The organism is Rhodococcus sp. P14 (assembly GCF_000256505.1).
Classification (GTDB): domain Bacteria; phylum Actinomycetota; class Actinomycetes; order Mycobacteriales; family Mycobacteriaceae; genus Rhodococcus; species Rhodococcus ruber.
Window position 1 is genome coordinate 1 of sequence record NZ_AJFC01000271.1, and the last position, 13,549, is coordinate 13,549.

The 13,549-nt window shown below is 69.8% G+C and carries 12 protein-coding genes; all 12 read left to right on the top strand.

The features are described 5' to 3' along the window. On the top strand, positions 1-489 hold a 489-nt coding region (locus tag OEY_RS0118890), incomplete at its 5' end, for an Asd/ArgC dimerization domain-containing protein (RefSeq protein ID WP_010595377.1). Next, entirely contained in the window at positions 486-1,742 is a 1,257-nt protein-coding gene (argJ, locus tag OEY_RS0118895; protein ID WP_010595378.1) for a bifunctional glutamate N-acetyltransferase/amino-acid acetyltransferase ArgJ, read from the top strand. The genes OEY_RS0118890 and argJ, both read left to right, overlap by 4 nt. Further along, positions 1,739-2,683 carry an acetylglutamate kinase gene (gene argB / locus OEY_RS0118900; RefSeq protein WP_010595379.1) on the top strand — a complete coding sequence of 315 codons (945 nt, stop codon included), beginning with the start codon at positions 1,739-1,741 and terminating at the stop codon, positions 2,681-2,683. The genes argJ and argB overlap by 4 nt, the downstream gene beginning before the upstream one ends. After that, positions 2,680-3,867, top strand: coding sequence for an acetylornithine transaminase (locus tag OEY_RS0118905; RefSeq protein WP_010595380.1), 1,188 nt, complete (start codon positions 2,680-2,682; stop codon positions 3,865-3,867). The genes argB and OEY_RS0118905 overlap by 4 nt, the downstream gene beginning before the upstream one ends. Positions 3,868-3,871: 4 nt before the next feature. After that, positions 3,872-4,801, top strand: a complete 930-nt coding sequence (gene argF / locus OEY_RS0118910) for an ornithine carbamoyltransferase (RefSeq protein WP_010595381.1) — start codon at positions 3,872-3,874, stop codon at positions 4,799-4,801. Further along, positions 4,774-5,319, top strand: coding sequence for an arginine repressor (locus tag OEY_RS0118915; protein ID WP_172603638.1), 546 nt, complete (start codon positions 4,774-4,776; stop codon positions 5,317-5,319). Before argF ends, OEY_RS0118915 begins: the two co-directional genes overlap by 28 nt. A gap of 59 nt (positions 5,320-5,378) precedes the next feature. Next, positions 5,379-6,578: an argininosuccinate synthase gene (locus tag OEY_RS0118920; protein WP_010595383.1), complete on the top strand. Its 1,200-nt coding sequence runs from the start codon at positions 5,379-5,381 to the stop codon at positions 6,576-6,578. A gap of 2 nt (positions 6,579-6,580) precedes the next feature. Continuing rightward, on the top strand, positions 6,581-8,002 hold the full coding sequence (gene argH, locus OEY_RS0118925; RefSeq protein WP_010595384.1) for an argininosuccinate lyase: 1,422 nt from the start codon (positions 6,581-6,583) through the stop codon (positions 8,000-8,002). Between the two features lie 127 nt (positions 8,003-8,129). After that, positions 8,130-11,093 carry an AMP-binding protein gene (locus tag OEY_RS0118930; RefSeq protein ID WP_010595385.1) on the top strand — a complete coding sequence of 988 codons (2,964 nt, stop codon included), beginning with the start codon at positions 8,130-8,132 and terminating at the stop codon, positions 11,091-11,093. A 43-nt stretch (positions 11,094-11,136) separates the two neighbouring features. Continuing rightward, complete coding sequence (locus OEY_RS0118935) at positions 11,137-11,370, top strand: Trm112 family protein (protein WP_010595386.1); 234 nt, start codon at positions 11,137-11,139, stop codon at positions 11,368-11,370. A 2-nt stretch (positions 11,371-11,372) separates the two neighbouring features. Beyond that, positions 11,373-11,990, top strand: a complete 618-nt coding sequence (locus OEY_RS0118940) for a DNA-3-methyladenine glycosylase (protein ID WP_010595387.1) — start codon at positions 11,373-11,375, stop codon at positions 11,988-11,990. A gap of 7 nt (positions 11,991-11,997) precedes the next feature. After that, on the top strand, positions 11,998-13,275 hold the full coding sequence (gene tyrS, locus OEY_RS0118945) for a tyrosine--tRNA ligase (protein WP_010595388.1): 1,278 nt from the start codon (positions 11,998-12,000) through the stop codon (positions 13,273-13,275). Positions 13,276-13,549 lie beyond the last annotated feature (274 nt).

The following is a 13,549-nucleotide window of genomic DNA, read 5'->3' on the forward strand; positions in this document are numbered from 1 at the left end:
GCCGGCAGGTCCCTCCGAGCCGACCTCCTCGGCTCCGAGGTCATGGGCTCGGTCCGGGCCTACGCCGTCGGCGGAGCACACCGGCACACCCCCGAGATCAAGCAGAACCTCGCCACCCTGACCGACGCCGCAGTGTCCGTCTCCTTCACCCCCGTGCTGGCGCCGATGCCGCGGGGCATCCTCGCCACCTGCACCGCCCCCACCACCGCCACCGCCGACGAGGCCCGGGCCGTGTACGAGAAGGCCTACGCCGACGAGCCGTTCGTGCAGGTACTGCCCGAAGGGACGCTGCCCAGCACCGGCGCGGTACTCGGCTCCAACGCCGTGCAGCTCGCCGTCACCGTCGACCCCGACGCCGGCGTCCTCGTCGTCGTCGCCGCGCTCGACAACCTGACCAAGGGCACCGCCGGCGCGGCGGTGCAGTCCATGAACCTGGCGCTCGGCCTGCCCGAGACCGCCGGCCTGTCCACCGTGGGAGTCGCCCCGTGAGCATCGACAGACAGTCCACCGACGAGCACGTCTACGCCGACGCGGTCGAGGTCGCCGGCGGCCGCCTGATCCGCACCCAGGGCGTCACGTCGCCGGCCGGGTTCCGCGCCGCCGGTATCCCCGCCGGCATCAAGGCCTCCGGCAACCCGGACCTCGCGCTGGTCTTCAACGAGGGCCCGGAGCTGACCGCAGCCGGCGTCTTCACCACCAACAAGATCAAGGCCGCGCCCGTGCTGTGGTCGCAGCAGGTCCTGACGTCCGGCGCGCTGCGCGCCGTGATCCTCAATTCCGGCGGCGCCAACGCCTGCACCGGACCGGGCGGCTTCCAGGACACCCACGCCACCGCGGAGAAGGTGGCCGAAACGCTCAGCAACTGGGGCACCGAGACCGGTGCCGGCGAAGTCGCGGTGTGTTCGACCGGCCTCATCGGCGACCGACTGCCGATGGACAAGGTGCTCGCCGGTGTCGCGGAGATCGTCCACGAACTCGCCGGCGGGATCTCCGGCGGCACCGATGCCGCCTACGCCATCATGACCACCGACACCGTGCCCAAACAGGCCGCCCTGCACCACGCCGACAAGTGGAACGTCGGCGGCATGGCCAAGGGCGCAGGCATGCTCGCCCCCGCCCTGGCCACGATGCTGTGCGTGCTCACCACCGACGCGGTGGCCACCGCCGAGCAGCTCGACCGTGCCCTGCGCGCCGCCACCCGGCTCACGTTCGACCGTCTCGACGTCGACGGGTCGACCTCCACCAACGACACCGTGCTGCTGCTCGCGTCCGGAGCCAGCGGCATCGCCCCCAGCCAGGAGCAGCTCGACGCCGCCGTCCTCGCCGTGTGCGACGACCTCGCCGGGCAGATGATGGCCGACGCCGAGGGCGTCACCAAACGGGTCACCGTCACCGTCCGCGGCGCTGCTACCGAGCAGGACGCCCTCGTGGGCGCCCGGACCGTCGCACGCGACAACCTCGTCAAGACCGCCCTGTTCGGTTCCGACCCCAACTGGGGGCGTGTGCTCGCCGCCATCGGCATCGCTCCCATCGCGCTCGACCCCGATCGCATCTCCGTCACGTTCAACGGATCCCCGGTGTGCCTCGACGGCGTGGGCGCTCCCGGCGCCCGAGAGGTCGACCTGTCCGGCCCCGACATCGCCCTCGACATCGACCTCGGCGTCGGTGACGCCGAGGTGACCATCCGCACCACCGACCTCTCCCACGGATACGTCGAAGAGAACTCGGCCTACTCGTCATGACCGGAACCGAGACGACCACCGATCCCATCGCGCAGCTCACCGCCCACCAGAAGGCGTACGTCCTCGCCGAGGCGCTGCCGTGGCTGCAGAAATTCCGGGACAAGACCGTCGTGGTCAAGTACGGCGGCAACGCCATGATCGACGACCGGCTCAAGCGCGCCTTCGCCGCCGACATGGCATTCCTGCGCACCGTCGGCGTCCATCCCGTCGTCGTCCACGGCGGCGGACCGCAGATCAACGCCATGCTGAAGCGACTGGGCATGGCAGGGGAGTTCCGCGGTGGTTTCCGCGTCACCACCCCCGAGGTGATGGACGTCGTCCGCATGGTGCTGTTCGGCCAGGTCGGCCGCGAACTCGTCGGCCTGATCAACGCCCACGGCCCGTACGCCGTCGGGATCTCCGGCGAGGACGCCCACCTGTTCACCGCCACCCGCCGCACGGTCGTCGTCGACGGCGAGGACACCGACATCGGTCTCGTCGGCGACGTCACCTCCGTGGACCCCGCCGCCGTCCACGACCTCGTCGCGGCCGGTCGCATCCCCGTCGTCTCCACCATCGCCCCCGACGCCGACGGCGTGGTCCACAACATCAATGCCGACACCGCCGCCGCCGCGCTCGCCGAGGCGCTCGGCGCGGAGAAACTCGTCGTCCTCACCGACGTCGAGGGCCTCTACACCGACTGGCCCGACCGCAGTTCCCTCGCCACCAGCATCGACGTCGACGCCCTGGCCGAGCTGCTGCCGTCCCTCGACGCCGGCATGGTCCCCAAGATGGAAGCCTGCCTGCGAGCCGTCCGCGGTGGCGTGCCCACCGCCCACGTCATCGACGGCCGCCAGCCGCACTCGGTGCTGCTCGAACTCCTCACCGAGGAAGGCATCGGCACGATGGTCACTCCCACCCACCCCCGGGCGACCGCGCCCACCCAGGAAGGCACCCCATGACCGGCACCTCCGAACTCCAGCAGCGCTGGGCCGGGTCGCTGATGAACAACTACGGCGTCCCCAAGGTCGCCCTCGTCGCCGGCGACGGTGCCGTCGTCACCGACGCCGACGGCAAGCAGTACCTCGACCTGCTCGGCGGCATCGCCGTCAACGCCCTCGGCCACCGCCATCCCGCCATCCGCGACGCCGTCACCGCGCAACTCGACACGCTCGGTCACGTGTCCAACCTCTACGCCAGCGGACCCGTCGTCGAACTCGCCGAACGCCTCCTCGCGCACTTCGGGCACCCGGGCCGGGCGTTCTTCTGCAACTCCGGCACCGAAGCCAACGAAGCCGCGTTCAAGCTCGCCCGGCTCACCGGACGCCCCAAGATCATCGCCGCGGAGAAGGCCTTCCACGGCCGCACCATGGGGGCCCTGGCCCTCACGGGCCAGCCGGACAAGCGCGCCCCGTTCGAACCCATGCCCCCCGGCGTCGAATTCGTCCCCTACGGCGACGCCGAGGCCCTCGACGCCGCCGTCGACGAGAACACCGCCGCCGTGTTCCTCGAACCGATCATGGGCGAATCCGGCGTGGTCGTGCCCCCCGAGGGCTACCTCGTCCAGGCCCGCCGGATCACCGCAGAACGTGGGGCACTGCTCGTTCTCGACGAGGTGCAGACCGGCATCGCCCGCACCGGGACGTTCTTCGCCCACCAGACCGCCGGAATCGTGCCCGATGTCATGACCCTCGCCAAGGGTCTCGGCGGTGGCCTGCCCATCGGTGCCGTCCTCGCCACCGGTCCGGCCGCCGAGTTCTTCCAGCCCGGCAAGCACGGCACCACCTTCGGCGGCAACCCGGTGTGCGCCGCCGCCGCGCTCGCCGTCCTGCGCACCATCGACGAACAGGACCTGCTCGCCCACGTCGACGCCGTCGGCAAGTCCATCGCCACCGGCATCGAGGCACTCGACCACCCCCTCGTCGACCACGTCCGCGGCGCCGGCCTGCTGCTCGGCATCGTCCTCACCGACACCCGGGCCCCCGCCGTCGAAGCGGCAGCCCGGGACGCCGGCTATCTCGTCAACGCCGCCGCCCCCGACGTCATCCGCCTCGCCCCACCGCTGATCCTCACCCAGGAACAGGCCGACGGATTCGTCGCGACACTGCCCTGCGTGCTCGACGCCGCCCGGCAGGAAGGAAACTAGACCCATGGTGAAGCACTTCCTGAAGGACGACGACCTCACGCCCGCACAACAGCGCGAGGTTCTCGACCTCGCCGCGGCCCTGAAGAAGGCGCCGTTCTCGGCCCGCCCGCTCGAGGGCCCGCGCGGCGTCGGCGTCATCTTCGAGAAGAACTCGACCCGCACCCGCTTCTCCTTCGAGATGGGAATCGCCCAGCTCGGCGGCCACGCCGTCGTCGTCGACGGCCGCACCACCCAGCTCGGACGGGAAGAAACCCTGCAGGACACCGGCCGCGTCCTGTCCCGCTACGTCGACGCCGTCGTCTGGCGCACCTTCGGCCAGGACCGGCTCCAGGCGATGGCCGAAGGCGCCACCGTGCCCCTCGTCAATGCCCTGTCCGACGAGTACCACCCCTGCCAGGTCCTCGCGGACCTGCTCACCCTGCGCGAGCACAAGGGGGAGCTGCAGGGACTGAAACTGACCTACCTCGGTGACGGCGCCAACAACATGGCGCACTCGCTCATGCTCGGCGGCGTCACCGCCGGCATCGACGTCACGATCGCCGCCCCCGCCGGTTTCGCTCCGGATCCCGCCGTCGTGGCAGCGGCCCGCGCCCGCGCCGCCGACACCGGCGCGCAGATCACCCTCACCGAGGACGCGCGCGCCGCCGCCACCGGTGCCGACGCCCTCGTCACCGACACCTGGACCTCCATGGGCCAGGAGAACGACGGACTCGACCGCGTCGGTCCCTTCCGTCCGTACCAGGTCAACGCCGAGCTGCTCGCGCTCGCCGACCCGAAGGCCGTCGTGCTGCACTGCCTGCCGGCCCACCGCGGTGACGAGGTCACCGACGAGGTCCTCGACGGACCGCAGTCGGTGGTGTGGGACGAGGCCGAAAATCGCCTCCACGCCCAGAAGGCGTTGCTCGTATGGCTGCTCGAGCAGCGCGAACGGTAGCCGTGAGCAGCGTGGCCGAACCGTCGAGCGGCGCCGGCGCCGCCGCGGCCCCGACCCGCGCGGCCCGGCAGGCCCGGATCACCGCGCTCGTCGCCACCCGTGCGATCCGCAGCCAACCGGAACTCGCCGCGCTGCTCGCCGCCGAAGGCATCGAGGTCTCCAACGCCACCCTCTCCCGCGACCTCGAGGAGCTCGGTGCGGTCAAACTCCGCGGCGCCGACGGCGGACCCGGGGTGTACGTCGTCCCCGAGGACGGGAGCCCCGTCCGAGGCGTCTCCGGAGGCACCGACCGACTCTCCCGCCTCCTCGGCGAACTGCTGGTCTCCACCGACTCGAGCGGCAACATCGCGGTGCTCCGCACCCCACCAGGAGCAGCGCACTATCTGGCCAGCGCACTCGATCGGGCATCATTACCCGAAGTGGTCGGCACCATCGCCGGCGACGACACCATCGCGGTGATCGCGCGTGAGCCCCTCACCGGAGCCGACCTCGCCGCGAAGATCGAATCCCTGGCCTGATCCGATCGCGCACCGAGCACCGATAGACGCACGTTCAATCAAGAAGGAGCACAAACACAATGGCCGATCGCGTCGTACTCGCCTACTCGGGCGGGCTGGACACCTCCGTCGCCATCAGCTGGATCGGCAAGGAGACCGGCAAGGAGGTCGTCGCCGTCGCCATCGATCTCGGCCAGGGCGGCGAGGACATGGAGGTCGTGCGCCAGCGCGCCCTCGACTGCGGCGCGGTCGAATCCGTCGTCGTCGACGCCAAGGACGAGTTCGCGGAGGAGTACTGCCTGCCGACCGTGCAGGCCAATGCCCTCTACATGGACCGTTACCCGCTGGTCTCCGCGATCAGCCGCCCGCTGATCGTCAAGCACATCGTCGAGGCGGCCCGCGAGCACGGCGGCACCGTCGTCTCGCACGGGTGCACCGGCAAGGGCAACGACCAGGTCCGGTTCGAGGTCGGATTCGGCGCCCTCGCCCCCGATCTCGAGGTCATCGCACCCGTCCGCGACTACGCGTGGACCCGTGAGAAGGCCATCGCCTTCGCCGGCGAGCACAACCTGCCGATCAACGTCACCAAGAAGTCCCCGTTCTCGATCGACCAGAACGTGTGGGGCCGGGCCGTCGAGACCGGCTTCCTCGAGGACCTGTGGAACGCCCCCACCAAGGACGTCTACGACTACACCGAGGACCCCAGCCTCAACTGGCAGGCCCCCGACGAGCTGATCATCACCTTCGACAAGGGTGTGCCCACCGCGATCGACGGCCGGTCGGTCACCGTGCTCGAGGCCATCCAGGAACTGAACCGCCGCGCCGGCGCCCAGGGCGTCGGCCGTCTCGACATGGTCGAGGACCGGCTCGTCGGCATCAAGAGCCGCGAAATCTACGAAGCCCCCGGCGCGCTCACCCTCATCCACGCCCACCAGGAACTCGAACACGTCACGCTCGAACGCGAACTGGGACGGTACAAGCGTCGCGTGGAGGAGCGCTGGAGTGAGCTGGTCTACGACGGCCTCTGGTTCTCGCCGCTGAAGTACGCGCTCGACTCGTTCGTCCAGAACACCCAGGAGCACGTCTCCGGCGACATCCGGCTCGTCCTGCACGGCGGCCATATCGCCGTCAACGGTCGCCGCAGCGCCGAATCGCTGTACGACTTCAACCTCGCCACCTACGACGAGGGCGATACCTTCGACCAGTCCAACGCCAAGGGCTTCGTCCAGATCCACGGCCTGTCCTCCAAGGTCGCCGCGAAGCGGGATCTGGGCCTGTAGCGATGACCGCTCACGGCACCAACGAAGGCGCCCTGTGGGGCGGCCGGTTCGCATCCGGACCGGCCGCCGCCATGGCGGCGCTGAGCAAATCCACCCACTTCGACTGGGCACTCGCCCCCTACGACGTCCGAGCTTCCAAGGCACACGCACGGGTGCTGCACAAGGCCGGACTGCTCAGCGATGCCGACCTGACCGCCATGCTCGACGGTCTCGACAGGCTCGCCACCGACGTCGCCTCCGGTGCGTTCACCCCCGCCGAGTCCGACGAGGACGTCCACGGCGCTCTCGAACGTGGGCTCATCGAGCGGGTCGGACCCGAGGTCGGAGGCCGGCTGCGCGCCGGCCGCTCCCGCAACGACCAGGTCGCCACGCTGTTCCGGATGTGGCTGCGCGACGCGGCGCGACGCATCGCCGACGGGGTCCTCGCCGTCGTCGACGCCCTCGCCGACCAGGCCGCCGCCCATCCCACGGCCGTGATGCCGGGCAAGACCCACCTGCAGGCGGCACAGCCGGTACTGCTCGCGCACCACCTGCTCGCCCACGCCCATCCGCTGCTGCGCGACGTACAGCGGCTGCGGGACTTCGATGCGCGTGCCGCGGTCTCCCCGTACGGCTCCGGGGCGCTGGCGGGCTCCTCCCTCGGCTTGGACCCCGACGCGATCGCGGCCGAGCTGAACTTCGACTCCGCTGCCGAGAACTCGATCGACGCCACCTCCTCGCGGGATTTCGCCGCCGAGGCCGCGTTCGTGTTCGCAATGATCGCGGTCGACCTCTCCCGCATGGCGGAAGAGGTCATCCTGTGGAGCACGCCGGAGTTCGGCTACATCACCCTCGCCGACGAGTGGTCAACCGGCTCGTCGATCATGCCGCAGAAGAAGAACCCGGACGTCTCCGAACTGACCCGGGGCAAGGCCGGCCGCCTCATCGGCAATCTCACCGGCCTGCTCGCCACGCTCAAGGCCCAGCCGCTGGCGTACAACCGGGACCTGCAGGAGGACAAGGAGCCGGTGTTCGACTCGGTCGCGCAGCTCGAGCTCCTCCTGCCGGCGATCACCGGTCTCGTGTCCACCCTGACCTTCCACACCGATCGCATGGCCGAGTTGGCACCCGCCGGGTTCACCCTCGCCACCGACATCGCCGAGTGGATGGTGCGCCAGGGAGTGCCGTTCCGGATCGCGCACGAAGCGGCCGGCGCCTGCGTGCGGGCGGCGGAGGCGCGGGGAGTCGGACTCGAGGAACTGACCGACGACGAACTGGCCGCCGTCGATGCCGCACTGACCCCGCAGGTACGTGAGGTCCTCACCGTGGAGGGCTCGATCGCCTCGCGCAACGCCCGCGGCGGCACCGCGGGCGTGCGGGTCGGTGAACAGCTCGACGGTGTCCGTGCCGCCGCCCGCGCGCTGCGGGACTGGGTGCGCGGCTGACCGGCCTGCTCGGTGAACGGGGCCATCGGGTCGACGTAATGTGGCAGGCTGTCATTCCTGACAGGGTCGACACACGCAGAACTCGGCGGATGGGAAGAGGTTCGTGGCACTGGGCGGTGGATCGGTGATGGGGCCCCTGCGACGTGTGGTGGCGACCGCGCAGAACGGCCTCGAGGTGATCCGTCACGGCGGCTTGGAAACGGGGGCGACCCCGTCCCCGTTCCAGGTCGTCGAGCGGACCGGCATGTACAGGCTGCGGCATTACTATCCGGAATCCGACGCCGCCGAGACCGGTGCTCCGGTGGTGATGGTTCCCCCGATGATGATGTCGGCGGACGTGTACGACGTCACCCGTGAGACGGGAGCGGTCGGCATCCTGCACTCGATGGGCCTCGACCCCTGGGTGGTCGACTTCGGTTCCCCGGACCGGGAGGAAGGCGGGTGGGACCGCACCCTCACCGATCACATCATCGCCCTCGACGAGATCGTCGATCACGTGCACGACTACACCGGTCGTGACATCCACCTCGCCGGCTACTCGCAGGGCGGGATGTTCTGCTATCAGGCCGCTGCCTACCGCCGCAGTCGGCACGTCGCGAGCCTGATCACCTTCGGCAGCCCGGTGGACACCCTGGCCGCGTTGCCGTTCGGAATCCCGGAGGGCGTCGCGGTCCGGGCTGCCGACTTCCTCGCCGACCACGTCTTCAACCGTCTCGCCATCACCGGTTGGATGGCCAAGACCGGTTTCCAGTTCCTCGATCCTGTCAAGACGGTGCGGTCGCGCATCGAGTTCCTCATGCAACTGCACGACCGGGAAGCCCTCCTGCCGCGCGAACCCCAGCGTCGCTTCCTCGACACCGAGGGGTGGGTGGCCTGGTCCGGTCCCGCGGTGGCCGAACTGCTCCGCCAGTTCATCGTGCACAACCGCATGGTCAGTGGCGGATTCGTCATCAACGACCGTGCTGTGAGCCTGGCCGAGATAACCTGTCCGATCCTCGCGTTCGTCGGCGAGGTGGACGACATCGGCCAGCCCCTTGCGGTGCGCGGCATCCGCAAGGCCGCCCCCCGGGCCCAGGTTTTCGAATATTCGCTACGCGCAGGGCATTTCGGACTCGTCGTGGGTGGCACTGCGGCCCGGCAGACCTGGCCCGCCGTCGGCGAATGGGTGCAGTGGCGCGAAGGGCACGGCGACCGACCGGTCGGCGTCGGCCGGATGGCGATCCCCGAACTCCACGCGGAAGGGGAAACCGGGGTGTCCGTCGCGACCCGGCTCACCCACACCGTCGCCACCATCGCGGAGGTCGGCGTAGAGGTCGGCAAGGGCATCGCCGACCTGGCCTCCGAGACGGTGCGCGGCGCGCGGGAACTGTCGGGGGAAGCGGCCCGCGCCCTGCCACGACTGGCCCGGCTCGGACAGATCCAGCCCCGTACCCGCATCTCCCTTGCCGGTGTCCTCACCGAGCAGTGCCGCAAGGGACCGCACCGCGAGTGCTTCATCTACGAAGACCGCGTCTACACCTTCGCCGAAGTCAATCGCCGGATCGACAACGTGGTGCGCGGACTGGTGCACTCCGGTGTGCGTCCCGCCGCCCACGTCGGCATCCTGATGGACACCCGCCCCAGCGCGATGGCCGCGGTCACGGCCGTCTCCCGGATCGGAGCGGTGTCGGTCCTGCTCCCACCCGGCCCCGACCTCGACGAGGCGATCCGATCGGGTGGTGTCCAGAAGATCATCACCGACCCCGAGAACCTCGATCGGGCGCTCGCCACGGGGATCCCGGCCCTGGTCCTCGGCGGGGGCAGCATTCGCGAACTCGACATCCCGCCCGGTGCAGACGTCGTCGATCTCGAGCACCTCGACATCACCACGATCGAACTCCCCGGCTGGTACGCCCCCGATCCCGGTGTCGCGCGGGAACTTGCCTTTCTCCTGTTCACCGGGAGTGGTGACACCCTGGAGATGCGTCAGATCTCCAACCACCGATGGGCGCTCTCCGCCTTCGGGACCGCCACCGCCGCCGCGCTCGGCCGCGGTGACACGGTCTATTGCCTTGCCCCGCTTTATCATTCGTCCGGTCTGCTGGTCAGCTTCGGCGGCGCACTCGCGGGAGGCTGCCGGATAGCCCTGTCCCACGGTCTCGATCCCGCACGCTTCAGCGAGGAAGTTCACCGTTACGGCGTCACCGTCGTCACCTACACCTGGGCGATGATGAGGGACATCCTCGACAGCCCCGCGCTGCACATCGACGAGATCCATCCCGTCCGCCTCTTCATCGGCTCGGGCATGACCACCGGACTGTGGCGGCGGACCCTCGAACGTTTTGCTCCCGCACAGGTGCTCGAGTTCTATGCCTCCACCGACGGCGAGGTCGTCCTGGCCAACGTCTCGGGTGCCAAGATCGGGTGCAAGGGACGGCCCCTGCCCGGCAGCGCCGAGGCTCGCCTTGCCGCATGGGATCCCACGACCGGGCGCCTGGTCGAGGATCCGCGGGGCTTCGTCCGCGAAAGCGCGGACGGCGAGGTCGGACTCCTGCTCGGGCGGCCCAGTGCCTCCACCGAAGCACTGCCCGGTGTCATGCGAGGTGTGTTCGAAGTCGGTGACGTATGGGTGCCCACCGAGAACCTCTTCCGTCGAGACCAGGACGGTGACTACTGGCTGCTCGACAGCAAGCACAGTGTCATCCGTACCCCGCACGGGCCGGTATACGGGCAGCCGGTGGCGGACGCGCTCGGCAGTATCCCGAAGGTCGATCTCTGCGTCGTCTACGGTGTGCGCACCGCCGGCACCGAAATCGCCGTGGCCGCCTGCACCCTCCGCGAGAACCGCGCGCCGAGCGCCGCGGAGATCACCGCGGCACTCGACGCAGTCCCCGCCTCGGAACGACCCGATCTCGTCCATGTCGTCCCGCACATCGACCTCGGGCCCACATTCCGGCCCGTGTCCGGCGATCTGCCGGCACGAGGCCTGCCGAAGCCGACGGTGCGGTCGTGGTTCGCCGATCCCGATACCGGCACCTACAAGCGGTTCACCAAAGCGGTTGCAGTGAGATTTGCCGGCGTCGGCGCTGGTCCGGCGCCGGGCGCACGGTAGCGTGGGCCCGTCCGGCCCCCACACCACCGTCGAGAGGACAACCGTGGCTGTCGATCCCACGCTGCTGAGCATCCTGGCCTGCCCGCAGGACAAGGGGCCGCTGCTCCTCGTCGACGATTCGGTCCTCTACAACCCGCGGTTGCGCCGGGCGTATCCGATCGAGAACGGCATCCCCGTCCTCCTCGTCGACGAGGCCCGAGACGTGACCGACGCCGAACACGAGGACTATGTCGCGCGCGGGGTGGCCGGTTGGACCGAGGACCCGGTGACGGACTGACCGTGGCGTTCGAGCGGCTCACCGCGGTCGATCCGCTGAAGGCGGCCCACACGATCCTCGGTGCCACGCTGTGTGCGGGCGAGGTGGTGCTGCGGATCACGGAGGTGGAGGCCTACGGGGGCCCCGAGGACGGTCCCTGGCCCGATCCGGCGGCGCATTCCTACCGGGGACGTACGCCTCGGAACGCGGTGATGTTCGGCCCCGCGGGCCATCTCTACGTCTACCGCAGCTACGGGCTGCACCACTGCGCCAACATCTCGGTCGGAGCCGACGGAGTGGCTGCCGCCGTGCTGCTGCGAGGCGCGGAAGTCGTTGCGGGGGAGGAGACCGTTCGTGCCCGGCGAACGGCCGGGACTCCGGCGTCGAACCTCGCCCGCGGACCCGGCAACCTGGCCGAGGCTCTGGGGCTGACGCTCGCGGACAACGGGATCGACGTGCTCGACGAAGGCGCCTCGGTGAGGCTCACCCTGGGGGACGCCGAGCGGGTCGCGGCGGGACCCCGCGTGGGTATCAGCGTCGCGGCCGAGCGGCCGTGGCGGCTGTGGATTCCGGGGGCGGTGGGCGTGTCGGCCTACCGGCGCAGCCCGCGCGCGCCGGCCGCTCCGCGCCGGATGGGATGATCGAGCAGTGACTGAGCACATCCTCGACGAACTGACCTGGCGCGGGCTGATCGCCCAATCGACCGACCTCGACACACTCCGCCGCGACCTCGACGCGGGCCCGGTCACGCTCTATGCCGGATTCGACCCGACCGGCCCCAGTCTGCACGCGGGTCACCTCGTGCCGTTGCTCGCACTCAAGCGCTTTCAGCGGGCGGGCCACCGGCCGATCGTGCTGGCCGGCGGCGCCACCGGCATGATCGGCGACCCGCGCGAGGTGGGGGAGCGGACCATGAACTCGGCGGACACGGTCGCCGAGTGGGCCGAACGCATCCGTGGGCAGCTCGAGCGGTTCGTCGACTTCGACGATTCCCCGACCAGCGCGATCGTCGTGAACAACGCCGACTGGACCTCCTCCCTCAGCGTCGTCGACTTCCTCCGCGATGTCGGCAAGCACTTCTCCGTCAACGTCATGCTCGCGCGCGACACCGTCAGACGCCGGCTCGAGGGCGACGGCATCTCGTACACCGAATTCAGCTACATGCTGCTCCAGGCCAACGACTACGTGCAGTTGCGTCGTCAGCACGGGTGCACCCTGCAGGTGGGTGGATCGGACCAGTGGGGCAACATCATCGCGGGCGTCGAGCTCAACCGGCGGACGGACGCCGCGGCAGTGCATGCGCTCACGGTCCCGCTCGTCACCTCCGCCGACGGAAAGAAATTCGGAAAGTCCACCGGCGGCGGAAGCCTGTGGCTCGATCCGCAGATGACCACCCCCTATGCCTGGTACCAGTACTTCGTCAACGCCGCGGATGCCGACGTCGTGAAGTACCTGCGGTGGTTCACCTTCCTGGATCAGGAGGAGCTCGCCGAACTCGAGACGGCGACGGCCGAGCGGCCGCACGCCCGTGAAGCGCAGCGTCGGCTCGCGGCCGAGATGACGACTCTCGTTCACGGAGAGGCGAACACTCGCGCGGTCGAACTGGCGAGTCGGGCGTTGTTCGGGCGAGGCGAGCTTTCGGAGCTGGACGAGGCGACCCTTTCCGCCGCCCTGGCAGAGGCTTCCGTCGCCGAGGTGCACGACGGGCAACCCGACACGATCGTCGACCTGCTCGTCGCAACAGGTCTGTGCGAGAGCAAGGGCGCGGCCCGGCGCACGATCAAGGAAGGGGGCGCCTCCGTGAACAACCAGCGCGTCGCGTCCGAGGACTGGGTCCCGTCGAGTGCGGATCTTCTGCACGGTCGCTGGCTCGTGCTGCGGAGAGGCAAGCGCAACTTCGCCGGCGTCCGCATCGAGCGCGGCTGACGAGAACGCCCTCACCCGCTGACGGGCCGCTGACCTGCTGGTTTGACGGCCCGTTAGCGGTGGCGTAACTTTGTCGTCGTTCGAGCGACACGGACACCGACCCGGACCGAGAGGTACGGAAGTTGGTTGTGTCCTGACCGACCGAACGGCCGACACGATGATCGCAGACGCTGATTGCGTAGGTGAACTCGGAGTGTTAGGATAGAACGGTTGCCCCGGAGCCGAACGCGAGAGCGCGAAGCGACGGTGTGTGCGTGTTCTTTGAGAACTCAAC